Raw genomic sequence first — 22,464 nt, 5'->3', positions numbered from 1 at the left:
GGGAACGGATGCTGCGACCCACGCACACCGGCTGTTTCAGGCGCCCTCACACGCCGGTGGCCCTGATCGCGCACGCCCGGCGGCCGTGAATCCTCAGTACTGCGGCGCCCGGCCTTCCAGCGCGGCCACAGCCTCTCGGTTGGTCGAGTAGACGGTCTGCCCGGACAGCAGTCCGAGCTCGGCGAGGCGCGCTTTCGTCGGCACCCGCACGCGGCTGAACGCCAGGCTGACCCCCTGTTCATCGAGCCATTCCTCGAGCGCCGCGAACGCCTCGGCGCCGGTGACGTCGATGTCCGTCACCGCCTCCATATCGATGACCACGTGCTTCACCGGCTCCTCGGCGCCGGTCACCGCGCGCTTCACGGCGGCGGAGAAGACGGTGCCGTTCGCGAAGAACAGCGGCGCTGCCATCCGCACCACCACCACGCCGGGCGCGGTCGTCGCGCCGGCCGCCGCGTCTTCGAGGAGCGACTGCTTCGCGTCGTCATCGGCGGCGAGCACGTCGATCGCGGGGTTCGCCGCGCGCTTGGCGAGGTTGATGAGGGCGAGCACGAACGCCACGACGATGCCCGGGATCGCGCCGACGAACAGCGTCACGAGGAAGCACACCGCGCCGATCGCGAACTCGAAGCGGTCCTGGCGCCAGAGCACGCGGAATTCGCGGATGCCCAGGAGGGGCAGGATCGCGACACCGACGACGGCGCCGATGGCGGGCGATGGGATGTCGGCGAGCAGCGTGGTGCCGAACAGCAGAAGCAGCAGCGTGCCCACGGCGAGCACGAGCGACGGAAGCTGGGTGCGCGAGCCCGCCTGATCCATCGCTGCCGTGCGGGACGTCGAGGAGCCCATCGCGAAGCTGCCCTGCGCCCCCGCGGCGATGTTGCCGAGGCCGAAGGCCAGGAGGTCGCGGTTGGCGTGGAACGGGTAGCCGTGCTTCTCGCCGTACGAGCGCGAGACGAGGAGGCCCTCGGCGGTGGTGACGAGCGTCAGCGCGATCGCCGACGGGATCAGCGCCATCCACATCTGCCAGTCGATGACGGGCCACGTGAGCGTGGGCGGCCCAGAGGGCACCGCTCCCAGAACGTCGACGCCCCGGTGGTCGAGGCCTGTCAGCACCACCAGCAGCGTGGACAGGATCAGCACGACGAGCGCCCACGGAACGACCCTCAGGTACCTCGCGCCGAGCAGCAGGACGGCAACGGACACCGCCGAGATCGCCAGCGACCACGCGTTGATCGTGTCGAGGTTCGACACGAGTCCGACCACCTTGTCGACGAACTCGCCGCCCGAGTCGATCTTGACCCCGAGCATCTTCGCGATCTGACTGACCAGGATGTCCAGGGCGAGTCCCCCGACGAATCCGATCAGGATCGGCTTGGAGAGGAAGTTGGCGAGGAAGCCCAGCTTGAACACCGACATCAGCACGAACATGACGCCGCAGATGATCGCCTGAGCGAGTGCGAGCGTGGCGTAGTCGGTGCTGCCGGCTGTGGCGAGCCCGCCGATCGACGAGGCGACGAGGGCGGCCGCCGCCGCATCCGGCGACACCACGAGCTGACGAGACGACACGACCAGCGCATAGATCAGCGTCGGCACGACCAGCGCGTACAACCCTGCCGTCGGCGGAAGGCCGGCGATCTGCGCGTACCCGATGTTGAGCGGGATGGCGATCGCGAGAAGGGTGACCCCTGCGGTGAGCTCGGTGACGAGGTTCCGCCTGGTCAGACCGGCGAGAGGTCGCTGCATTCCTGCTCCTGGATACGTGGGGAAAGTCGTCTCCAGCTTGGCATGGTCGAGCGGTGTCAGACGGGATCGCCGGGAACGAGGGGCGGCACGACCGCTTCGCTCGTCACTGTTGCCGACCACCCGCGCCGCGCCAGTCCCGCGGTGAGCGCGGCGACCACACCCGACGTGACCGAGAGACCTCGCGCGGGATCGTGCCAGAACTGCACGCGCCCGGTGATCCGGGTCTGCGAGACGGCGTTGACGAGCACGCCGACAGCGGGATCGGCGAGCACGCCCTCGGCCGCGGCGGCGGACTCGGCGAGCGCCTCGATGACCTCGTCGACCCCGGCGCCGGCGCGCTCGACGCGCACCTGCACTTCGCTGCGCCTGCCGCCGTGGCGCGAGTTGTTGACCAGGGTCTCGGCGAGGAGCTTCGAGTTCGGCACGTGCGCGGTGCGCCCGTCGGGTGTGGTGAAGACCACGGCGCGGGAATTGAGCTCGATGACCGTGCCGGTGATGGGGTTGCCGTCGGGTCCTTCGACGGTGATCTCCTCGCCGAGCACCACGGGCTTGCGAGTGGCGATGAGCACGCTCGCCGCGAAGTTGTCGGCGACGCCGCGCAGCACCAGCGCGGCGACGACGACCAGCACGATCACCACGGCCAGCACCGGCTGCACGTTCGCCCCGAGGAACGCGAGGGCGATCCCGAAGCCGACGAGCAGCAGTGTGTACTGGGCGAATCGCGCGGCGAACCTGGTCGCGGCCGGGGTCGCCGTAGGCACGTGGCCAAGGAGGTCGGTGACGGCCCTCTTGGCGATGCGCGAGGCGATCCACCCGGCGAGCAGGGCGAGGATCGCCCACAGCACCTGCCACCACGTGATCGGCGTGCTCAGGAACTGACTGAAATCCACGTCGTCAGGATACGAGCGGGGTGCGCGCGTCGCGCGAGCCTCGCCGGGGCCCCGGCTTCGAACGAGAGGCCCCGACGACGCCGGGCGCAAAACGATGATCCCCTCGGTGCCGAAGCGCCGGGGGGATCGTCAATGCGAAGGGGTTTCTGTGTTCCGGGTCCTTTCGGGCCTTACGTCTCTGTTTTCTCTTCGCAAGATCGAATGTCCTCCTCGGGAACCCCGTCGTCAAGAGTTCACGAAGAAGTCATCTCGACATGAGGTTGAGGGTGAGGGATGCTGCGCCCCGGCGCACGTCGCCGAGGCGCAGCATCCGCTCGATCATTGCGCGGCGTCGCCCGTGAACGCGTCCATGCTCTTGCCCGCACCGTGCGACTTGCCCGGTGTGCGGACGCCGTTGACCGTCGACGTGTCGAACGCGAACGTCATGACCGCCGCGGCGACCGCGTCGGAGTTCACGTCGAGCGCGTGCTCGTTGAGGTTGTCGATGTCATCGCAGGGAGCGTGGTAGCACGGGTCGAACGCGACGCCGGCCGTGCCGCCGAAGATCGCCGCCTGCTGGGCGGTCTTGACCCCCTCGGCACCGGTGAACAGACCGCCCGCGGGGATGCCCACGGCGATGAAGGGCCCGTAGTCGCTGCGGCCCGAGAACTCGGTGTCCTGGAACGGTTCTCCGACGCTCGCGTAGTACTGCTCGAAGACGTCCTCGATCTGCGCGGACCCCTCGGGGATGAAGCCGGGGGCGGCCGTCCCGCTGGAGTTGTCGCCGTCGTAGACGCCCATGAAGTAGTTCGGCGAGCCGATCATGTCGAAGTTGAGGTAGAGCGCGATATCGCCCGCCTGCTCCTCCGACAGCGCCTCCACGTAGTGCTCCGAACCGAGCAGACCGCTCTCCTCGGCGCCCCACCAGGCGAACCGCACCGTGTTGCTGGGCTTGGTCTTCTGCATCTGGATGGCCGTCTCCAGCAGCGCGGCGCTGCCCGAGCCGTTGTCGTTGATGCCTGCGCCGTCCTGGACGCTGTCCAGGTGAGCGCCCGCCATGACGGTGTTGGCGTCGTTTCCGGCCGTGGTCTCGGCGAGCACGTTCCACGCGGTGCGCGTGTCGGCCTCGTAGTCGACGGTCACGGTGACGATCGAGTTCGGCACCGACAGCAGGTTCGCCCCTGTGGCCGAGGTCGCGAAGACCGCCGGGATGTTGAGCCCGGTGGCGTCGCCGATCATGCCGACGAGGCCGGTGCGGCCGGCCTGCCCCTCGTTCATGACGATCACGCCGGCGGCGCCCGCCGCCTGCGCGTTGAGGACCTTGACCGCGAACCCGCACGACCCGCGCTGGACCAGCGCGATGCCGCCCGCCGGGAAGCCGGTGAAGTCCGTCGCTTCGCATCCGCTGGTGTTGCTGTTCGGCGGGAGCGCCTCGGACGGGTAGACGACACCGACCGGCACGAGCGGACCGGTCGCGGTGCCCTTGGGGCTGCCGCTGTCGAAGTTGTTGCGGAGGAAGTCCGACTCGTCGACGAACGAAGTGGGGTTCGGCGAAACGCGGATGAGCTCGCTGTTCTCCTCGAAATAGTCGAACTCGAACGACTGCACCTCCGGCGTGTACCCCGCGGCGGTGAGCTGACTCACGACGTAGTCGACTGATGCCTCGTACCCCGGACGGCCGGCGGCCCGGTCGCCGTACTGGTCGGCGATCGCCTGGAACGCCTCGAGATGGTTCATGACGCCGGCGAGCGTCACGGCTTTCGTGATCTTGTTCACCGAATTGTTGTTCGGTGCCGCATACGCGGGAGTAGCGAGAGCGACGGTGGCGACGAGGGCGGTCGCGGTAGCGACAGCCCAGGCGCGCCTGGTTCTCATGGGCATGGTCGTGCCTCTCCGCCGGCGACCCCTCTGTCACCGGCTTCCTGCGGGGATGGTCACACACTCCGCATCGGCACGGCCAGTCCCACGACGGTCACTCTCATCGAGCTCTCATCATCGGGGCGCGACCAGGGCGGACGCTGCGACCCGGGGGCGTCGTCGCCGGGGCGCAGCATCCGTCTCCCGGAGGTCACTCGTGGCCGACGAGTTTCAGGCCGACGACGCAGCCGACCAGGCCGAGGATGAGCAGCATCTTGACGAACGAGAACGCCTCGTCGCCGGTGATCATCGCGTAGGCGACGGTCAGCGACGCACCGATGCCGACCCACACCGCGTACGCGGTGCCGGTGGAGATGTCGCGCATCGCCCAGGCGAGTCCGCCCATGCTGGCGACGAGCGCGACGCCGAAGACCACCGACGGCCAGAGCTTCGTGAAGCCCTCGGTCTTGCCGAGGGCGGTGGCCCACACGGCCTCGAGGATGCCGGAAACGATGAGGATGACCCACGCCATGACTGTGCTCCTGGCCAGTCTTGTCGCGTACCGGGTACTGATCCGTCGTCCGGGGATCCGGTCGGGGATCCGCTGACCACCCTAGCCACACCCGCTGGGCAGGACCTGGGCAGGGTTCCCGCCCGCCGGGGTCAGACCAAGAAGAGCCAGTCGAGCATCCCCGGGTTGTGCGCGTGGACGAGCACGAGGAAGACGACCGCGTCGAACAGCAGGTGCACGGTGACCACGTACGCGAGCGAGCGCGTCTTCATGAAGATGAAGCCCTGCAGCAGCGCGAACGGAACGGTGAGCACGGGACCCCACGCCTGGTACCCCAGCTCCCACAGGAACGAGACGAACACCACCGACTGCAGGATGTTCGCCTGCCAGAACGGGAAGTGCCGCCGCAGCAGCGCGAAGCATGTGCAGATGAAGAACAGCTCGTCCCAGATGCCGACCGCGCCCACGCCGACGAAGAGGCGGGCGATGAGCTCGGGAGTGTCGACGACCGGCCAGTTGAGGTAGACGCCCGACGTGATGAAGTAGAACGGCAAGATCAGCCAGCCGAGCAGCAGCACGGCGATGAGCCACGTCCACTGGAACCGCGTCCACCGGCCGCCGCCGCGCCAGGGGAACCGGATGGCGCGATCGCGATAGACCCACCGCGAGATCACGTAGGGCACGGCGACCGCGCCGCCGAGGGCCATCGCGAACCGCAGGATCGCGAGGTTGTCGAGCTCCGCCTTGAGGGGGATCGCGCTCACGATGAGCAGTCCCACGGCGATGAGCGAGAGATCGCGCAGCAGAGAGGGCGGACGGATGCTGCCGCCCGGCGCCGGAGGCCGGGTGGCAGCTGGGCCTCCGCTCCCGGAGGCTCCCCGCGGCGTGCCGGCGGCGTGTGGAGGGGGCGTGGGGACCATCCGATCCGTCAGCAGCGCCACCGCCAGACCCGCCGCCAGCAGCACCCACCCGAGCCACGGGACGCGCACGACGAAGAACGCCGGGGCGGCGAGGCAGACGAGGAGAGCGGGCGCGAGAGCCCAGGACCACGCGCGGACGGCCGGCGCGGGCGCGGCGTCGGGATGTGCGGGCATGCTCGGCGCTCCGGTCGGTCGGGGTCAGGACAGTCAGTGGTCGAGGGGGTGCTGGATCTTCATGACCTCGCGACGCGGCGGTACGACAGATCTCGGATGTCGCGTCCCACGCGCGCGCCCTTGCGCTCGAACGCGGTCAGCACGCGGCCGTCGAAGCGCGGGGCCCACTGCCCCTCGAACGTCGCCTCGAAGTCGGGTGCGACCGACATGACCTCGCGCATCTGCCGCGCGTAGTCCTCCCAGTCGGTCGCGAGGCGCAGCATCCCGCCGTCCTTCAATACCCGCGCCGCGATCGCGCCGAAGCCTTCGGCGACGAGGCGCCGCTTGGTGTGCTTCTTCTTGTGCCACGGGTCGGGGAAGAAGATCCAGAGCTCGTCGACGGATGCCTCGGGCAGCAGGTGCTGCAGCACCTCGGGCGCGTTCGCCTCGACGAGGCGGAGGTTCCGCGCCCCGGCGCGGTCGGCGTCGAGCATGGTGCGGGCGAGCCCGGCCCGGAACACCTCGATGGCGAGGAAGTCCGTGTCGGGGCGCGACGTCGCCGCGTGCACGATGGCGTGCCCCTGGCCCGAACCGATCTCGACGACGAGCGGCGCGTCGCGCCCCCACACCGTGCCCGGATCGATCTCCGAGTCCGGCAGGATGCTCGTGGCGGCACGGTCGCGGGGGACCTCGATGACGTACCGCGGGGCGAGCTCGCTCCAGGCGCGCTCCTGCGCGTCCGACATCCGGCCGCTGCGCCGGACGAACGACACCGGCTTCTCACGGAAGGTGCGGGGCTCGGGCGCGGGCGTGGCAGGGTTCGTCACCCCTCCAGGCTACCCAGGGCGACCGGCCCCGACGGGTCACTGCGGGACCGTGACGAAGTCGATGAGCTCCTCGACGCGGCCGAGGAAGGCGGGCTCGAGGTCGCGGTAGGTCTTCACCGACGCGAGGATGCGCTGCCAGGCCCGGGCGATGTCGGCCTGGTCGCGCGCGGGCCAGCCGAGCGCCCGGCACACGCCCACCTTGAACTCGATGCCCCGGGGGACCTCGGGCCAGCGCTCGATGCCGACCGCGCGGGGCGTGACGCACTGCCACACGTCGATCCAGGGGTGGCCGACGATGAGCACGTGCTTCCCGTGGCGGCCGCGCCCGATGGCGTCGGCGATGCGCGACTCCTTCGACCCGGGCACGAGGTGGTCGACGAGCACGCCGTAGCGGCGCTCGGCCGACGGCGGCTCCTCGTCGAGCGCGGCATCGAGCAGATCGATGCCCTGGAGGTACTCGACGACGACGCCCTCCTCCCGGAGGTCGTCACCCCACACCTTCTCGACGAGCTCGGCATCGTGGCGCCCCTCGACGAGGATGCGGCTGGCACGCGCGACGCGGGCGCGCGAGTCGGCGGTGGCGAACGAGCCCGATGCGGTGCGCTTCGGGCCGGCGGGCGCCGCGGCCGGTGCGGGCGGACCGAGCACGACGAGCTCGCCGTCGATGAGGAACCCCGCGCCCAGCGGGAACAGGCGGCGGCGTCCGAGGCGGTCCTCGAGCTCCACCATGCCGCCTGACGCACCCACGACGGCTCCGCAGAAGCCGTCGTCCGCCACCTCGACGACGAGATCACGGGATGCCGCCACCCGTGGCAGCTCCCGCACCCCGTGGCCCTTCCACCCCGTGGCCAGCACATCGGCGCCGTAGCGATCGTCCATGGTCCTCCTCCGGATCGGCAAGGCTACCCGCCGCCGCGTGCGCAGGGCGGGAGCGACCCGCATCGGCGGCGCCTGCGTACGTTCTCGGCGAACACTCAAGTGGCGTCGGGGCCGTGGGCTATCGTCGTATCCCCGCGGCTGAATAGACTCGCGGGTGGGGGAACCCGAGTCCCAGAGGGGGGATCGATGCGACTGCGTTGGGCTGCAGCGCTGGCGTCCGCTGCGGTGGTCGCGGTCGCGGCGATCAGCGGTGGGGCGGCGCTCGCGACTCCGCCGGTCACGCTCGGCTCGAGCGCGGAGTACGTGCTCGACGAGTCGGGTGTGCTCTCGTCCGCGCAGCGTTCCGAGGCGCAGTCGCGCCTCGAACAGCTCAAGTCCGACACGGGCCTGGACCTCTGGGTCGTCTACGTCGACGAGTTCACCGACCCGGCGAACGCCGCCGAATGGGCGAACCAGACCGCCGACGACAACAACCTCGGCGTCAGCCAGTACCTGCTCGCCGTCGCGACCCAGGGCCGCGCGTTCTACCTGTCAGGCGACCCGGCCGGCCCCGTCAGCGACGAGCAGCTCGCGACCATCGAGCAGCAGCAGATCCAGCCCGCGCTCGCCCAGGACGACTGGCTCGGCGCGGTGGACGCGGCGGCCGACGGTCTCACGAACGCCGTCGGCGGGCCGGGCGCCCCTGCCGGCGGCAGCGCGTGGCTCACGTGGCTGCTCGTCATCGTCGTCGTCGGCGTCGGCGTCGTGCTGCTCGTGATGTTCCTCCGCCGGCGCAAGAACGGCGCGGTGACCGCCGGGCCGGCAGGTCCGCCCCAGCCCAGCATCGAGGAACTCGAGCGACGCGCGTCGTCGCTGCTCGTCGAGACCGACGACGCGATCAAGACGAGCACGCAGGAGCTCGCCTTCGCGAAGGCGCAGTTCGGCGACGCCGCGACGACCGAGTTCGAGGCGGCGCTCGCGACCGCGCAGCAGAGCCTCGACGAGGCGTTCGGACTCAAGCAGAGACTCGACGATCACATCCCCGACGCCGAGCAGGACACGCGAGCCTGGAACGAGCGGATCATCGCGCTCTGCGAGGCCTCCAACACCCTCCTCGACGAGAAGGCGGCCGCGTTCGACGAGCTGCGCAAACTCGAGCAGAACGCCCCCGAGGCGCTCGCGCGGGTGCACGACGCGAAGGCGAAGGCCGAGGCATCCCTCGACCAGGCGACCTCCCGGCTGCAGAGCCTGCAGACGGCGTACGCACCTGAGGCGCTCGCGACCGTCGTCGACAATCCCGAGCAGGCACGGCAGCGCCTCGCGTTCGCCGACGAACAGCTCGCCGCCGCACAGGCCGCCATCGGCGCGGGCGACGGCGGCGAGGCCGCGGTCGGGATCCGTGCCGCCGAAGAGGCCGTCGGCCAGGCGACCCTGCTCGAGAACGCCATCGACAAGCTCCAGTCCGACCTCGCCGAGGGCGAGCGCAACGCCACCGCCCTCGTCGCCGAGCTCGAATCCGACATCGCCGCGGCATCGGCCCTCCCCGACACCGATGGGCGGATCGCCGGCGTCATCGCGTCGACGCGCCAGCAGCTCGAGGCCGCGCGCGCCCAGTTGAGCGGCACCGCCAAGCGCCCCCTCGCAGCGCTCCAGAGCCTCGAAGCGGCCAACACGCAGATCGACACCCTCGTGCAGGGCGTCCGGGATGCCGAGGCCCAGGCTGAGCGCGCACGGCAGATGGTCGGCCAGGTGATGATGCAGGCGCAGGCGCAGGTGTCGGCGGCCGAGGACTACATCACCGCCCGGCGCGGCGCGGTCGGCGCCCAGGCACGCACCCGCCTCGCCGAGGCCGGAGCCTCGCTCGCCCGCGCCCAGGCGCTGCAGGCGAGCGACCCGCAGCAGGCGATGCAGCAGGCGCAGCGTGCCGACCAGCTCGCCGGGCAGGCGATCCAGCTCGCGCAGAACGACGTCGGCGCGTTCGACGCCGGCGTGGGCGGCATGTTCGGCGGAAGCCAGCAGGGCGGCCAGTCCGGCGGGGGCATGCTCGGCGCCGTCCTCGGCGGCATCGTGCTGAACTCCGTGCTGAGCGGCGGCAGCTCCTCGGGAGGCATGGGCGGCGGCCTCGGCGGCATGCTGGGCGGCGGCGGCCCGGGCCGCTCGTCGGGCGGCATGCGACCCGGTAGCTTCGGAGGCGGCGGCACGCGCGCACGTCGAGGAGGTGGCCGCTTCTGACCCGAAATCGCCCGACCGCCCGCGGGCAGCGGGCCGCGGCATCCGTCTCCAGACCAGACTCACCGACCCAGAACTGACGTCCGATAGGAAGGAAAACCGATGGCGAAGCAGTCCATCTTCGGTCGCATCTCGACCCTCATGAAGGCGAACATCAACGCACTCCTCGACTCCGCTGAGGACCCGCAGAAGATGCTCGACCAGCTCGTGCGCGACTACACGAACTCGATCGCCGACGCCGAGTCGGCCATCGCCGAGACCATCGGCAACCTGCGCCTGCTCGAGCGCGACCACCAGGAGGACGTGCAGGCCGCCGCCGAGTGGGGCAGCAAGGCCCTCGCCGCCAGCCGCAAGGCCGACGAGCTGCGCAAGACCGGCAACACCACCGACGCCGACAAGTTCGACAACCTCGCCAAGATCGCGCTGCAGCGTCAGATCAGCGAGGAGAACGAGGCCAAGGCGATCGCGCCCACCATCGCGACGCAGAACGAGGTCGTCGACAAGCTGAAAGAGGGCCTCAATGGCATGAAGCAGAAGCTGGAGCAGCTGAAGGCCAAGCGCTCCGAGCTTCTCGCCCGCGCCAAGACCGCCGAGGCCCAGAACAAGGTGCACGACGCCGTCAAGTCGATCGACGTGCTCGACCCGACCAGCGAGCTCGGCCGCTTCGAAGACAAGGTGCGCCGCCAGGAGGCCCTCGCCGCCGGCAAGCAGGAGCTGGCCGCGTCGACCCTCGACGCGCAGTTCAACGCCCTCGAGGACGTCGGCGAGCTGACCGAGGTCGAGGCCCGCCTCGCCGCGCTCAAGTCCGGCGCTCCGGTGCAGGCCGCGATCGAGAACTGAGCCCACCGCTCACCGCCTCGGGGCGTCGGATCCGCACGGATCCGGCGCCCCTCGCGTCTGCCTCCAGCGAACGGACGGCAGGACGGATGCCTTGACCCCCGGACTGCGCGAAGATGAGGAGATGACGCGATACCTCGTGGTCCCGCAGTGGCAGGGAAGCCCGTCCTCCCGCGCGATGCAGCTGATCGACGGCGCCCAGGCGATCGCGGGAGACCTCCCCCGGGCCTCGACCACCGTGCTCGACGTGCCGATGGAAGCGGGCGAATCGCTGGGCACCGGCATCCATCGCCTCAGCGCACTGCAGCGCGTGCGCGGGATGGTCGCGCAGGCGCTCGACGCGTACGACGCCGCGGCGCCGGACGAGCCGGTGCTCACGATCGGCGGCGACTGCGGCGTCGCGCTGGCACCGATCGCTCACGCCGCCCGCCGCTTCCCCGGGCTCGCGGTGGTCTGGATCGACGCGCACCCCGATCTCAACTCGCCGGACTCGTCGCCGTCGGGCGCTTTCGCGGGCATGGCGCTGCGCGCGGTGATCGGCGACGGGGACCCCGGCCTGGCGCTGCCCGCGGGCACGATCGCCGCCGGCCGCGTGATCGTCGGCGGGGCTCGGTCGTTCGACGACCCCGAGCTCGAGGTCGTTGCGGAACTCGGCATCGCGGCACTCACGGTGGACGCGCTGCGCGAAGCCGACGCCCTCGCCGACGCGGTGCTCGCGACGGGGGCCGACGCCGTGTACATCCACATCGACATCGACGCGCTCGACCCCGCCGAGATCGCGGGCAACGCGCACCCCGAGCCGTTCGGGGTCACCGTGGCGGAGCTGACCGTGGCGGTCGCGCGCCTGCGAGAGCGGGTGCCGCTGGTCGGCGCATCCCTCGCCGGCTACTCGCCCGCCTCGATCGCGGCGGCGACCGACGACCTGGGCGCGATCCTGCGTGTGATCGGGGCGCTGGCGTGAGTCCCATCCCCGCCCCGCCCGCCGGGTGGCGCGCCGCCGCGGAGCGCGCCGTCATCAGGGGGCGCCGCATCGACGACGCCATCCCGTCGATCCTCCTCGACTCGCCGATCAGCCGCATCGGCTACTGGTACGGCTGCGCGGTGGGATGGGTCTGGGGCACGCTCTGGAGCACCGGCCGCGTCGAGAAGCGCGAGGGCCTGTGGGTGTTCCGCGGGATGCCCCGCTGGACGTTCCCGCGCGGCGGCTCGTGCGTCGGCGCGTGCTTCCTCACCGGCGACGGGCGCCTCACGGATGCGCTGCTGCGGCATGAGGCGGTGCACAAGCGGCAGTGGCAGCGCTACGGGCTGCTCATGCCCGTGCTCTACCTGCTGGCCGGCCGCAACCCGCTTCGCAACCGGTTCGAGATCGAGGCCGGCCTCGCCGACGGCAACTACGTGCCGCGCGGCGCGACCTGATCGCACGAGGCGACGACAGCACGAAGGAGGCGGCCGGATACCCCGACCGCGTCCTCAGATCACTTCTGCCCTTGGGTGTGACCGTTGCAGCCCCACTCCCCGAGGCCCGGGATGTTGACCTCGGAGGCCCCGCCGCCGTGCAGACTGGCGGCCTTGCGGACCTCCTGGTCGAACTGGCCCCAGTTCTGCGTGGCCCCGGGCTCCACGCCCGAGCCGTCGGTCTCGTGGTCCTCCAGGCCGGAGAACGCGCACGGCGAGTTCGCGTTGCTGCGCGCGCCGGTCGCCTCGCCGTTGGCGTTGTACTCCCCCGCGAACGCTCCGCCCGCGGAACCGAGCACCAGCACAGCCCCCACCGCGATCCCCAGCATGATCTTCCTGCGCATGATGCGCCCCCTCCAGTCGACAGGGCAGCAGCGAGCTCGCCCGCGCTCATCGAACTCCGAGGCTCGGGCCCCGTCAATGAGGTGAATACCGGGGCAGTACCTAGGGAGCGTGCATCGCGGCGCAGGAGCCGCGCGGCGGCTCAGCGCGCGGTGGTGAGGCCGTACTGCGCGGGGGTGTGGATCGCGTCCGCGCGGATGCCCAGCTCGACCAGGTGGTCGACGATGTCGGCGGTGCCGAGGTAGCCGCCCAGCAGGTGGATGCGGGTCTCGTCGTCGTCGGTGCACAGCATCTCGTCGGCCCACGCGGTGACCGCACGCGTCAGCGCCTCGCCCGACGCGCAGCCGCGGCCGGTGCCGGGCGCGCCCGATCGCTGCGAGCGGTCGAGCCACGTGACGATCATGCGGCTCGGAGCGGTGATCTCGGCCAGCCACGAGGCATCGGGGATCTCGATGAACACCCGGCCCGTCGAGCAGATGGGCAGGGTCGCGAGCACGGCCTCGAGCTCGGCCAGCGACGACTCGTCGGCCGTGATCAGGTGCTGCACGCGCGTGTGACGCGAAGCACGGCACGCCGACGCGCTGTGCGCGGCACTCTGAGGCTGGATGTTCTGGACCATGACCCCTCCACTATAACCGCTGATGAAGGGTTGCCTTACCTCATTACCGACCGTGAAGAGCGGATGCCTCGTCTCTACGCGCTGCGGTGCAGCAGCACGCGGCGCAGCTCGGCGATCTCGTCGTCGGCCAGGCCATGGGCGCGCAGGTACTCCTCGGCGGACCCGTACCGCCGCGTGACATCGTCGAGCAGTGCCCGCATGACGGGCGCCGGGGACCTGGTCGCGAGATCCTCGAGGTGGACGGCGTCGGGGTGCATCGCGCGCAGCATCTCGACGATCTTGCGATTGCGCTGCGGCGGGAGCAGCCCCTCGGTGCGGGCGTAGTCGGCGACGACGGCGTCGGGGTCGACACCGGCAGCGGCGAGGGTGAGTGCGATCGTCACGCCGGTGCGGTCCTTGCCGACGGTGCAGTGCACGAGCACCGGCTGGTCGACGAGGATGCCGCGGACCACCGCGGTGACGCCCTCGGATGAGTCGTCGACGAGTCGGCGGTACATCTCGTCGAGGCTGATGTCGTCGCGGAAGAAGGACTCCACCGATCCGAGGAACAGGGGCACGCGCTGCGTCACGACGTCGAGACCGGCGATGCGGCTGGGTTCGCGCGCGACCTCGTCGTCGGCGCGCAGGTCGATGATGCGCCGGAGGTGAAGATCCGCCAGCGCCCGGGTGCCGGCGGGATCGAGCCGGGCGAGGTTGCCCGAGCGGAACAGCACGCCGAACCGCGTGGCCGCGTCACCCGCGCGCAGGCCGCCGACGTCGCGGAGGTTGACCGCGCCCGGGACGACGGGCTCGGCCGGTGCCGGATCGAGAGGGGGTGTGGGGACGGTCACCAGGCGGCGCCCGCGGCGGCGTCCTTGTCTTCGCCGACGAGGTCGTCGCGGGGCGGCGTGCTGTACCGGCCCGCGATGGCGATCCGGTTGAACGCGTTGATCGAGACGAGGATCCAGCTGAGGGCGACGTACTCCTTCTCGCTGAGCACGCCGCCGATGCGGTTGTACACGTCGTCGGGGATGCCGTCCTCGTGGATGTAGACATACGCCTCGGCGAGCTCGAGGCCCGCCCGCTCACGGTCGGAGAAGACGCCCGACTCGCGCCACACCGGCAGCTGCGCGATGTCGTCCGCCGTGACGCCGGCGGCGAGCGCCCGCTCGACGTGCACCCGCACGCAGTAGGCGCAGCCGTTGCGCTGCGAGGCGTGGATCTGCACGAGTTCTTTGAGCCGGTCGTCGATGCCGTTCTCTGCGGCGATGCCGCCCACGGTCTTCGAGAAGGCCGAGAGCGCCTGATAGGCGGGTCGCGCCGCTCGCGAGAGATGCACGCGGTGTTCTGCCGTCATGACGCCAGACTACCCAGGGCCGGCTCGCGCGGGGCCGGGCGTCACCGGGGTGGGGCATGATGAGCGGGTGAGCGACCCCATCGACGAGTTCTCGTTCCTTCCCGAGCAGGCCGCGGAGGCCGGCATCCAGGCTCTCGTCCCCCACGGCGAGCGGCTGTCGCTGACGCTGGCCGACGGCCGCACGCTCAGCGCGCTGCGCTACACGCCCGCGGACTCCCCCGGCGCCGCCCCCGTGGTCACGTTCCTCCACGGCGCAGGCCTCAACGCGCACACGTGGGACACCACGATCCTCGCGCTCGGGCTCCCCGCTCTCGCGATCGACCTGCCCGGGCACGGCGATTCGTCGTGGCGCGGCGACATGGCCTACGTCGCGCGGGCGCTCGCGCCGGACGTCGCGGCGGGCATCGACACCTGGACGGACGCCCCGCAGCTGCTCGTGGGGCAGTCCCTCGGCGGGCTGACCGCCGCCGCCGTGGCGTCATCCCGACCCGATCTCGTACGCGAGCTGGTGGTCATCGACATCACGCCGGGCCTGGACCCCAACGCGGGGGCGCGGCAGATCCGCGACTTCTTCGCCGGCCCCGCCGACTGGGGGTCGCGCGACGAGCTCGTCGACCGTGCCCTCTCCTTCGGGCTCGGCGGCGGCACCCGCCGCAAGGCCGAGCGCGGCGTGTACTTCAACTCCCGTGTCCGTCCCGACGGCAGAGTCGAGTGGAAGCACCACTTCGCCCGCCTCGCGAACGCGGCGGCCGCCGAGCCGAAGGTCTCTGAGCCCGTCGAAGGGCAGGACGCCGTCGCCGCGGTGCTCGGAGAGTCCGGCTGGGCGGATCTCGCCGCCGTGACGGCCCCGACCACGCTCCTGCGCGGCGAGCGCGGGTATGTCACGGAGGACGACGCCGCGGAGTTCGCACGACGCGTGCCCGCAGCATCCGTCGCCGTCGTTTCCTCGGGGCACAACGTGCAGGAGGAGATCCCGCGGGAACTGGGCGCGCGCCTGCGTGCGATGGCCGCGGTCCCGTGACCCCTGCGGCGCCGGTCGGGAAGCATCGACGCTTCTGTTGCGTTCCGGGTACCGAGTTGCCGCGTGCCTCGGCGATATCCCTAGGCTGATACCTATCCGGCAGCTCTGCCCCCTGGGCAGCCCGGGGCCCCGCACAGCACACGGGACCCTCCCCGAAAGGACCTTCATGCTCCGTCGTACCGCTCTCGCCGCAGCCTCGCTGCTGGCCGCCGGTCTGCTCGTCCTCACCGCCTGCAGCGGTGGCGGGGGCGACGCCGCGCCCACCTCGCCCGGGGAACCCGACCCCGATGCGTCGGTCGCGGTCCGGCTGGTGCTCGAGCCCGGCAACCTCGACATCCGCGAGACCGCGGGGTCGGCGCTGGACCAGATCCTCGTCGACAACATCTACCAGGGCCTCGTCGCCCGCACGCCCGAGCAGGACATCGTCCCCGCGCTCGCGAGCGACTGGACCGTCTCGCCCGACGGCCTCACCTACACCTTCACGCTGCGCGAGGGGGTGACGTTCCACGACGGCCAGGCGCTGACTCCGCAGGACGTCGTGTGGTCGCTCACGACACGCCGCGACACGCCGGCGTGGCGCGACGCGGCGCGCCTGGCGAACGTCACCTCGATCGCCGCGGAGGGGCAGGACATCACGCTGACCCTCAGCGAGCCCGACTCGAGCCTGCTGTGGAACCTCACCGGGCGCGCCGGCATCGTCCTCAAGGAGGGCGACACCGTCGACTACAAGACCAAGGCGAACGGCACGGGTCCGTTCGTGCTGACCCAGTGGCGCCAGGGCGACAGCATCACCTTCGAGCGCAACGACGCCTACTGGGGCGACGCGTCCGGCGCCGCCGAGGTCGTGTTCGAGTACATCCCCGACAACCAGGCCGCCCTCAACGCGGCGCTCGCGGGCGAGGTCGACGTACTGACGGGCTTCGACGCGAATCTGAAGGAGCAGGTCGAGCAGAACGGCGACTTCGCGCTCGTGCTCGGCAAGTCCACGGACAAGGGCACGCTCGCGTTCAACCAGACCTCCGGTCCGCTCGCCGACAAGCGCGTGCGCCAGGCGATCCGTCAGGCGATCGACCACGACGCCATCATCGAGGCCCTCGCGTCAGGGCAGACCCAATACGGCCCGATCCCCGAACTCGACCCCGGCTACGAGGACCTGTCGGACGTCGCGCCGTACGACCCGGAGGCCGCGAAGAAGCTTCTCGCGGAGGCCGGTCACGAGGACGACCTCGAGCTCACCCTGACCATCCCGAACTTCTACTCGACGACGATCCCGCAGATCCTCGTGTCGGAACTCGACGAGGTCGGCATCACCCTCGACGTGGACTCGGTCGACTTCACCACGTGGCTCACCGATGTCTACACGAACCACGACTACGACCTGAGCTTCGTGCTCCACACCGAGGCCCGCGACTTCGAGAACTGGGCGAACCCGGACTACTACTTCACCTACGACAACCCCGAGGTGCAGGACCTGTACGCCCAGTCGCTGGCCGCCACCGACGAGTCCGAAGCCGCAGACCTGCGGAAGCAGGCCGCCCGCATCGTGTCGGAGGACGCCGCGGCCGACTGGCTCTACAACGGGGCCTCCGTCGTCGCCGTCGGCACTAACATCGCCGGTATGCCCTCGATCAACGTGAACGAGCGTCTGAACGTCGCCGAGATCGCCAAGAGCAACGGGTGATCCGGTACACGCTGACCCGATTCGCCCTGCTCCTGCTCGGGCTCGTCGTCGCCAGCGTGCTGATCTTCCTCACACTCCGGGTGCTCCCCGGTGACATCGCGCACCTCATCGCCGGTGTCGGGTCCACGACCGAGCAGCAGGACGCCATCCGGGAGCGGCTGGGCCTGGACCGCCCGCTCCCCGAGCAGTACCTGACCTGGATCGGCGGACTGTTCCGCGGCGACCTCGGCACCTCCCTCCTCACGGGCACGAGCGTCGTGGAGGAGCTCGCCCAGAAGGCGGAGGTGACCGTGCCCCTCGGCATCCTGTCCCTCCTCATCGCCGTGGTGATCAGCGTTCCGCTCGGCGTGCTCTCGGCCATGCGGCGCGGCCGCGCCTCGGGCACGGGACTCAGCGTCGGCGCGCAGACCCTCGCCGCGGTGCCCGTGGTGTGGGCGGGCATGATGCTCGTCGTCGTCTTCGCGGTGTGGCTCGGGTGGCTGCCCGCGCAGGGCTTCCCGCGGTCGGGGTGGAGCGACCCGTGGGCGGCGCTGCGCGCCCTCATCCTCCCCGCCCTCACGATCGGCATCGTCGAGGGCGCCATGCTGCTGCGTTTCGTGCGCAGCGCGACACTGCAGGCGGTCGGGCAGGACTTCGTGCGCACCGCGGCCGCGAAGGGGCTCACGCGCGACCAGGCGCTGCTCCGCCACGGCCTGCCCGTCGTCGGACTGTCGGTCATCACGGTGCTGGGCCTGCAGGTCGCCGGGATCATCGTCGGCGCCGTGGTCATCGAGCAGCTCTTCTCCCTGCCCGGCATCGGCCGCATGCTCGTGGCCGACGTCGCCGCGCGCGACCTGCCGAAGGTGCAGGGCGAGCTCCTCGCCCTCACCGGGTTCGTGCTGATCGTCGGCTTCGTCGTCGACCTCGTGCACCGCGTGATCGACCCCCGGCAGCGGGAGGCATCGTGAGCCCGCGGCGTCGTTCGCGCTGGGCGTGGCTCGGCCGGCTGTGGGCTCTGTCGACAGGCCGCTTCGGGCTCATCGTGGTCGCCGTCGTCGGGATCACCGCGGTCGTCGCGCGCTTCTGGACGCCGTTCGACCCGCAGAAGGTCGACATCGCCGACCGCTGGGCTCTTCCCGGCTGGCCGCACCTGCTCGGCACCGACGGATCGGGGCGCGACATCCTGAGCCTCCTGATGGCCGGCGCCCGCACCACGGTGTTGGTCGCGATCGGCGCCGGCGTCATCGCGACCCTGATCGGCATCTCCCTCGCGGCCCTCGGCGCCCTCACCGTGCGCTGGGTGCGCGAATCCGTAGCGGTGTTCGTGGACATCCTGATCGCATTCCCGGTGCTCATCATCGCGATGATGATCTCGGCGGTGTGGGGCGGGTCGTTGTGGGTCGTGATCTGGGCGGTCGGCATAGGCTTCGGTGTCAACATCGGCCGCGTCACGCGGCCCGAGCTGCGCCGCGTTCTGCACAGCGACTTCGTGCTGGCGGGACGCGCCTCCGGCCTCACGCCGGCCCAGAACCTCTGGCGGCACCTCCTTCCCAACGTCGCGCCGGTGTTCATCGTGCAGCTCTCGTGGGGCATGGCGGTCGCGGTGCTCGCGGAGGCCGGCCTGTCGTACCTCGGCTTCGGCGCGCCGGTGACCGAGCCGTCGTGGGGTCTGCTTCTCGCGCAGCTGCAGCAGTTCATCGGAGTGCACCCGCTGTCGGTCGTGTGGCCGGGTCTCGCCATCACCATCACCGTGCTGGGGCTCAACCTCCTCGGCGACGCCCTCCGAGAGGCGACCGACCCGACGCTCTCGCGCAGTCCGTTCGCGACCCGGCGCGCACGGCTGCACATCCCGGAGGTGGTCTCGTGAGCCTCGAGGTGCAGGGCCTGACGATCGACATCGGCGACCGCCGTGTCGTGGACGGGGTGTCGTTCGCCGTGCCCGATGGCGCCCGCGTGGGACTCATCGGCGAGTCCGGGTCGGGCAAGTCGCTCACCGCCCTCGCGATCCTGGGCCTCCTGCCCGACGGTGCGACGGCGTCGGGCAGCGTGCGGTGGAACGGACGAGAGATCCTGGCCCTGCCCGAGCGCGAGCTCGCCGAGCTCCGCGGCGACGAGATCGGCATCGTCTTCCAGGAGCCGCGCACCGCGCTCAACCCGATCCGCACCGTCGGACGCCAGATCGCCGAGTCGATCCGCATCCACGAGGGGCTCTCGAAACGGGATGCTGCCGCCCGCGCGGTTGCCGAGGCATCCCGTGTCGCCCTCCCCGATCCGGACCGTATCGTTGCTCGCTATCCCCATCAGCTGTCAGGCGGCCAGCGCCAGCGCGTCGCGATCGCGATGGCGCTCGCCTGCCGTCCGCGGCTGCTGATCGCCGACGAGCCGACGACGGCTCTGGACGTGACGATCCAGGCCGAGATCCTCGAGCTGCTGCTGTCGCTCGTGCGCGACGACGGCATGTCCCTCGTCTTCATCACTCACGACCTCGCCGTGCTGTCGCAGATCGCGACGCACGGCGTGGTGCTCGAGCAGGGACGTGTCGTCGAGGAGGCTCGGATGTCTCAGCTGCTGTCGGCTCCGGCATCCGCCGTCACTCAAGAGCTGCTGCGCGACGCGACGGCGACGCTGTGGCGGCCAGGGGGCGCGGAGTGAGCGTGCTGATCCGCGGCCGCGGGCTCACCCGGCGCTACCCCGCGCCGAAGACGCGCCTGTTCGAGAGGCAGGCGTTCACGACGGGACTCGAGGACGCGGACATCGACGTGCGCGAGGGCTCTGCGGTCGGCCTCATCGGCGAATCGGGCTCCGGCAAGTCGACGCTCGTCCGCCTGCTGCTGGCGCTCGACACCCCTTCCGCCGGCACCCTCGAGTTCGACGGGCGACCGGTCGACGCGAGCGCCTCGGCACGGTCGCTGCACTGGCTGCGAAAGCAGACGGGGATCGTGTTCCAGGACCCGTATGCGTCGCTCGACCCGCGCATGAGCGTCGGTCGCATCGTCGGCGAGCCGCTGTGGGCACTGGGGATCGACGGCGACCGCCGCGCGCGCGTGCGCGAGGTGCTCGAGGACGTCGGCCTCGAGGCGGACATGGCCGACCGCTTCCCGCACGAGTTCTCGGGCGGCCAGCGGCAGCGCATCGCCCTCGCCCGCGCGATCGTGCACCGCCCCCGTCTGCTCGTGGGCGACGAGCCGCTGTCTGCGCTCGACGTCACGGTCCGGGCGCAGATCCTCGAGCTGCTCGGCGAGCTGCGCGTGCGCGACGGCCTGACGCTCCTGATGGTGTCGCACGACATCGGCGTCGTGCAGAACCTGTGCGACGAGGTCGTCGTCATGAAGGACGGCCGCATCGTCGAGGAGGGCCCGACCGAGAAGGTGCTGCTGCAGCCGCAGGTCTCGTACACGCGGCGACTGCTGGCCTCCATCCCTGTCATCGAGAACGGCAGGTAGTCGCGCAGGGCTCGCCTCGTCCCGGCCGCTCCCGGTCTCCCGCTGGTGGTTCGCGACGAACGACCCGTCCTGGGAGAAACAGTCCTGGGGATAAGGACGCTGGGTCAGGACCCGCGAGAGATCCTCGGGCGACGGATGCCGCGATCGTCGCGCGACCGCAGGGTGATGCGGCGACCACTCCTCCCCGGGGTGAGATGGGACGTCCTTATCCCCAGGAGCATCTCCAGCAGAACAACCGTGCGCGTGAGGTGCGTGGCGCGCGCGTGCGTCGGCACCCCGCCCTGTCGGTGACGGCCAGTAGGTTCGGAGCATGAGCCCCGGAATCGTCCCCCCGTACCTGCTCGCCCGCATCGCCGCCGTGCAGGAGGAGAACTGGGCTCGGGCGGCCGACGCGGCGCACCGCACCCTCGCGGCGCCGCGCGAGTACCGTCCGGTGCGCTCCCGCCTGCGCCTGTCGATCCAGGAGCCGGGAACGCTCGTCGCCGAGGCGACGCCCGCACCCGACCGCGAGATCTCCGACGCGAAGCACCGGGAAGTGCTGCCGGGTACCCGGGTGCGCGGCGAGGACGACCCGGCTACGGGCGACGCCGCCGTCGACGAGGCGCACGACGGGCTCGGCGCGACGTACGACTTCTGGTGGGACTCCTACGCCCGCGACAGCATCGACGGCTCGGGCAGCTCGCTCCTGGCGACCGTGCACTACGGCCGCGAGTACGACAACGCGTTCTGGAACGGCGAGCGCATGGTCTTCGGCGACGGCGACGGCGAGGTGTTCCGCGGGTTCACCCGGTCGCTCAGCGTGATCGCGCATGAGCTCGCGCACGGCGTGATCGAAGACGAGGGGGGCCTCGTGTACCGCGGCCAGTCCGGCGCGATCAACGAGTCGATCGCCGATGTCTTCGGCGCCCTGGCCGAGCAGCACCGCGATGGGGAGACGGTCGCCGAGGCGACGTGGCTCATCGGCGAGGGGATCTTCACCGACGCCGTCCAGGGCGTCGCACTGCGGTCGCTCAAGGCCCCCGGCACGGCGTACGACGACGACGTGCTCGGCAAGGACCCGCAGCCCGCGCACATGCGCGACTACGTCGAGACCCGCGACGACAACGGCGGAGTGCACATCAACTCCGGCATCCCCAATCACGCGTTCTACCTCACGGCGCAGGCGCTCGGCGGCCATGCGTGGGAGCGCGCCGGGCTCATCTGGTACCGCGCCCTGACGTCGGGGACGCTCCCGTCCACGGCCGATTTCATCACCTTCGCACGTGCCACCCTCGCCGCGGCGGCAGCGGAGTACGGTGAGGAGTCGGAGGAGGTCGACGCCGTCCGCGCCGGGTGGACGGGCGTCGGCGTGATCCCGAATGACCGAGAAGCCGCATCCTGACCCGACCGCACCTTCCGCGGCACCGCCCGCGGTCGAGGTCGATGTCGCGCGCACCGGCGGCATCGCCGGCATGACGCGACGGTGGTCGGCGCAGCCGCCCGAGGCAGAGGCGTCCGAGTGGATCACCCTCATCGACCGCTGCCCGTGGAGCGAGGCGGGCGGCGCGGCAGGAGCGGCCTCCGACGACTTAGTCGCCGCGCCCGCGCGCCCGGCGACGCGGCGCCGCGAACCGATGCCCGACGGTTTCGTGTGGTTCATCCGCGCGACGTGGTCGGGGACCGGCCCCCTCGAGGCGGAGCTGCCCGACGACGAGGTCGTGGGCGCGTGGCGCGAACTCGTCGACGCCGTGCGCGACTGGAACCGCCACAGTGCCGACCCCGATCGGCCGGGCCGCTGACGC

At 71.1% G+C, this 22,464-nt stretch carries 23 protein-coding genes and 1 riboswitch; of the genes, 12 read left to right on the top strand and 11 right to left on the bottom strand.

All coding sequences use genetic code 11. The features are described from left to right. Positions 1–93 precede the first annotated feature (93 nt). The 7 genes from AC3A46_RS13850 to AC3A46_RS13820 all read right to left on the bottom strand — a co-directional run bounded on the left by AC3A46_RS13850 (position 94) and on the right by AC3A46_RS13820 (position 7,762). A complete protein-coding gene (locus AC3A46_RS13850; RefSeq protein WP_487665709.1) occupies positions 94–1,746 on the bottom strand; it encodes a SulP family inorganic anion transporter in 1,653 nt (550 codons plus the stop codon). 56 nt (positions 1,747–1,802) lie between these two features. Continuing rightward, on the bottom strand, positions 1,803–2,636 hold the full coding sequence (locus AC3A46_RS13845) for a mechanosensitive ion channel domain-containing protein (protein WP_487665708.1): 834 nt from the start codon (positions 2,634–2,636) through the stop codon (positions 1,803–1,805). A 318-nt stretch (positions 2,637–2,954) separates the two neighbouring features. Beyond that, positions 2,955–4,496, bottom strand: a complete 1,542-nt coding sequence (locus AC3A46_RS13840; RefSeq protein WP_487665707.1) for a M20/M25/M40 family metallo-hydrolase — start codon at positions 4,494–4,496, stop codon at positions 2,955–2,957. Between the two features lie 187 nt (positions 4,497–4,683). Continuing rightward, a complete protein-coding gene (locus AC3A46_RS13835) occupies positions 4,684–5,004 on the bottom strand; it encodes a DMT family transporter (protein ID WP_487665706.1) in 321 nt (106 codons plus the stop codon). A 9-nt stretch (positions 5,005–5,013) separates the two neighbouring features. Then, a riboswitch (guanidine-III (ykkC-III) riboswitch) is annotated at positions 5,014–5,078 on the bottom strand. A 57-nt stretch (positions 5,079–5,135) separates the two neighbouring features. Then, on the bottom strand, positions 5,136–6,077 hold the full coding sequence (locus AC3A46_RS13830; protein WP_487665705.1) for a CPBP family glutamic-type intramembrane protease: 942 nt from the start codon (positions 6,075–6,077) through the stop codon (positions 5,136–5,138). Positions 6,078–6,136: 59 nt separating this feature from the next. After that, positions 6,137–6,802, bottom strand: coding sequence for a tRNA (guanosine(46)-N7)-methyltransferase TrmB (gene trmB / locus AC3A46_RS13825; protein ID WP_487665721.1), 666 nt, complete (start codon positions 6,800–6,802; stop codon positions 6,137–6,139). 117 nt (positions 6,803–6,919) lie between these two features. Beyond that, positions 6,920–7,762, bottom strand: a complete 843-nt coding sequence (locus AC3A46_RS13820) for a DUF3097 family protein (protein ID WP_487665704.1) — start codon at positions 7,760–7,762, stop codon at positions 6,920–6,922. A gap of 186 nt (positions 7,763–7,948) precedes the next feature. Between AC3A46_RS13820 and AC3A46_RS13815 the strand changes: the two genes are divergently transcribed. From AC3A46_RS13815 to AC3A46_RS13800, 4 genes are all read left to right on the top strand, one after another. Beyond that, entirely contained in the window at positions 7,949–9,973 is a 2,025-nt protein-coding gene (locus AC3A46_RS13815; RefSeq protein WP_487665703.1) for a TPM domain-containing protein, read from the top strand. 99 nt (positions 9,974–10,072) lie between these two features. After that, positions 10,073–10,810, top strand: coding sequence for a PspA/IM30 family protein (locus AC3A46_RS13810; RefSeq protein WP_487665702.1), 738 nt, complete (start codon positions 10,073–10,075; stop codon positions 10,808–10,810). 121 nt (positions 10,811–10,931) lie between these two features. Further along, on the top strand, positions 10,932–11,768 hold the full coding sequence (locus tag AC3A46_RS13805) for an arginase family protein (RefSeq protein ID WP_487665701.1): 837 nt from the start codon (positions 10,932–10,934) through the stop codon (positions 11,766–11,768). Then, positions 11,765–12,223: a Fe-S oxidoreductase gene (locus AC3A46_RS13800; RefSeq protein ID WP_487665700.1), complete on the top strand. Its 459-nt coding sequence runs from the start codon at positions 11,765–11,767 to the stop codon at positions 12,221–12,223. The genes AC3A46_RS13805 and AC3A46_RS13800 overlap by 4 nt, the downstream gene beginning before the upstream one ends. Before the next feature lie 59 nt (positions 12,224–12,282). Here the strand turns inward: AC3A46_RS13800 and AC3A46_RS13795 are convergent, their stop codons facing one another. The 4 genes from AC3A46_RS13795 to AC3A46_RS13780 form a co-directional block, all read right to left on the bottom strand. Beyond that, entirely contained in the window at positions 12,283–12,606 is a 324-nt protein-coding gene (locus tag AC3A46_RS13795; RefSeq protein WP_157549698.1) for a hypothetical protein, read from the bottom strand. A 140-nt stretch (positions 12,607–12,746) separates the two neighbouring features. Continuing rightward, positions 12,747–13,223: an SIP domain-containing protein gene (locus tag AC3A46_RS13790; protein ID WP_487665699.1), complete on the bottom strand. Its 477-nt coding sequence runs from the start codon at positions 13,221–13,223 to the stop codon at positions 12,747–12,749. A 74-nt stretch (positions 13,224–13,297) separates the two neighbouring features. Next, entirely contained in the window at positions 13,298–14,053 is a 756-nt protein-coding gene (locus AC3A46_RS13785; RefSeq protein WP_487665698.1) for a tyrosine-protein phosphatase, read from the bottom strand. Further along, positions 14,050–14,559, bottom strand: coding sequence for a carboxymuconolactone decarboxylase family protein (locus AC3A46_RS13780; protein WP_045297469.1), 510 nt, complete (start codon positions 14,557–14,559; stop codon positions 14,050–14,052). Before AC3A46_RS13780 ends, AC3A46_RS13785 begins: the two co-directional genes overlap by 4 nt. Before the next feature lie 67 nt (positions 14,560–14,626). Here AC3A46_RS13780 and AC3A46_RS13775 point away from each other — a divergent pair, with 67 nt between their 5' ends. The 8 genes from AC3A46_RS13775 to AC3A46_RS13740 all read left to right on the top strand — a co-directional run bounded on the left by AC3A46_RS13775 (position 14,627) and on the right by AC3A46_RS13740 (position 22,461). Beyond that, positions 14,627–15,580: an alpha/beta fold hydrolase gene (locus AC3A46_RS13775; protein WP_487665697.1), complete on the top strand. Its 954-nt coding sequence runs from the start codon at positions 14,627–14,629 to the stop codon at positions 15,578–15,580. A 166-nt stretch (positions 15,581–15,746) separates the two neighbouring features. Further along, positions 15,747–17,261: an ABC transporter substrate-binding protein gene (locus AC3A46_RS13770; RefSeq protein WP_487665696.1), complete on the top strand. Its 1,515-nt coding sequence runs from the start codon at positions 15,747–15,749 to the stop codon at positions 17,259–17,261. After that, positions 17,258–18,208: an ABC transporter permease gene (locus tag AC3A46_RS13765; RefSeq protein ID WP_487665695.1), complete on the top strand. Its 951-nt coding sequence runs from the start codon at positions 17,258–17,260 to the stop codon at positions 18,206–18,208. The genes AC3A46_RS13770 and AC3A46_RS13765 overlap by 4 nt, the downstream gene beginning before the upstream one ends. Further along, positions 18,205–19,107 (top strand): ABC transporter permease, encoded by a 903-nt coding sequence (locus tag AC3A46_RS13760; RefSeq protein ID WP_487665694.1) that lies wholly within the window; start codon positions 18,205–18,207, stop codon positions 19,105–19,107. Before AC3A46_RS13765 ends, AC3A46_RS13760 begins: the two co-directional genes overlap by 4 nt. Further along, positions 19,104–19,892: an ATP-binding cassette domain-containing protein gene (locus AC3A46_RS13755; RefSeq protein ID WP_487665693.1), complete on the top strand. Its 789-nt coding sequence runs from the start codon at positions 19,104–19,106 to the stop codon at positions 19,890–19,892. Before AC3A46_RS13760 ends, AC3A46_RS13755 begins: the two co-directional genes overlap by 4 nt. 5 nt (positions 19,893–19,897) lie before the next feature. Further along, a complete protein-coding gene (locus AC3A46_RS13750; protein WP_487665720.1) occupies positions 19,898–20,683 on the top strand; it encodes an ABC transporter ATP-binding protein in 786 nt (261 codons plus the stop codon). A gap of 310 nt (positions 20,684–20,993) precedes the next feature. Beyond that, positions 20,994–22,064, top strand: coding sequence for a M4 family metallopeptidase (locus AC3A46_RS13745; protein ID WP_487665692.1), 1,071 nt, complete (start codon positions 20,994–20,996; stop codon positions 22,062–22,064). Next, positions 22,042–22,461: a hypothetical protein gene (locus AC3A46_RS13740; RefSeq protein ID WP_487665691.1), complete on the top strand. Its 420-nt coding sequence runs from the start codon at positions 22,042–22,044 to the stop codon at positions 22,459–22,461. The genes AC3A46_RS13745 and AC3A46_RS13740 overlap by 23 nt, the downstream gene beginning before the upstream one ends. The last annotated feature ends 3 nt before the right edge of the window (positions 22,462–22,464 follow it).

This window comes from Microbacterium sp. Soil_C_42 (assembly GCF_057656735.1).
The sequence above is the reverse complement of the archived record's forward strand: the minus strand, read 5'-3'. Positions and strand labels throughout refer to the sequence as shown.

Bases quoted from the DNA above. Each gene is read 5' to 3' on its own strand.
- AC3A46_RS13850 (WP_487665709.1), bottom strand. From the start codon at position 1,746: ATGCAGCGACCTCTCGCCGGTCTGACCAGGCGGAACCTCGTCACCGAG.
- AC3A46_RS13840 (WP_487665707.1), bottom strand. From the start codon at position 4,496: ATGCCCATGAGAACCAGGCGCGCCTGGGCTGTCGCTACCGCGACCGCC.
- AC3A46_RS13835 (WP_487665706.1), bottom strand. From the start codon at position 5,004: ATGGCGTGGGTCATCCTCATCGTTTCCGGCATCCTCGAGGCCGTGTGG.
- AC3A46_RS13830 (WP_487665705.1), bottom strand. From the start codon at position 6,077: ATGCCCGCACATCCCGACGCCGCGCCCGCGCCGGCCGTCCGCGCGTGG.
- trmB (WP_487665721.1), bottom strand. From the start codon at position 6,802: ATGTCGGACGCGCAGGAGCGCGCCTGGAGCGAGCTCGCCCCGCGGTAC.
- AC3A46_RS13820 (WP_487665704.1), bottom strand. From the start codon at position 7,762: ATGGACGATCGCTACGGCGCCGATGTGCTGGCCACGGGGTGGAAGGGC.
- AC3A46_RS13815 (WP_487665703.1), top strand. From the start codon at position 7,949: ATGCGACTGCGTTGGGCTGCAGCGCTGGCGTCCGCTGCGGTGGTCGCG.
- AC3A46_RS13810 (WP_487665702.1), top strand. From the start codon at position 10,073: ATGGCGAAGCAGTCCATCTTCGGTCGCATCTCGACCCTCATGAAGGCG.
- AC3A46_RS13805 (WP_487665701.1), top strand. From the start codon at position 10,932: ATGACGCGATACCTCGTGGTCCCGCAGTGGCAGGGAAGCCCGTCCTCC.
- AC3A46_RS13795 (WP_157549698.1), bottom strand. From the start codon at position 12,606: ATGCGCAGGAAGATCATGCTGGGGATCGCGGTGGGGGCTGTGCTGGTG.
- AC3A46_RS13790 (WP_487665699.1), bottom strand. From the start codon at position 13,223: ATGGTCCAGAACATCCAGCCTCAGAGTGCCGCGCACAGCGCGTCGGCG.
- AC3A46_RS13780 (WP_045297469.1), bottom strand. From the start codon at position 14,559: ATGACGGCAGAACACCGCGTGCATCTCTCGCGAGCGGCGCGACCCGCC.
- AC3A46_RS13770 (WP_487665696.1), top strand. From the start codon at position 15,747: ATGCTCCGTCGTACCGCTCTCGCCGCAGCCTCGCTGCTGGCCGCCGGT.
- AC3A46_RS13745 (WP_487665692.1), top strand. From the start codon at position 20,994: ATGAGCCCCGGAATCGTCCCCCCGTACCTGCTCGCCCGCATCGCCGCC.
- AC3A46_RS13740 (WP_487665691.1), top strand. From the start codon at position 22,042: ATGACCGAGAAGCCGCATCCTGACCCGACCGCACCTTCCGCGGCACCG.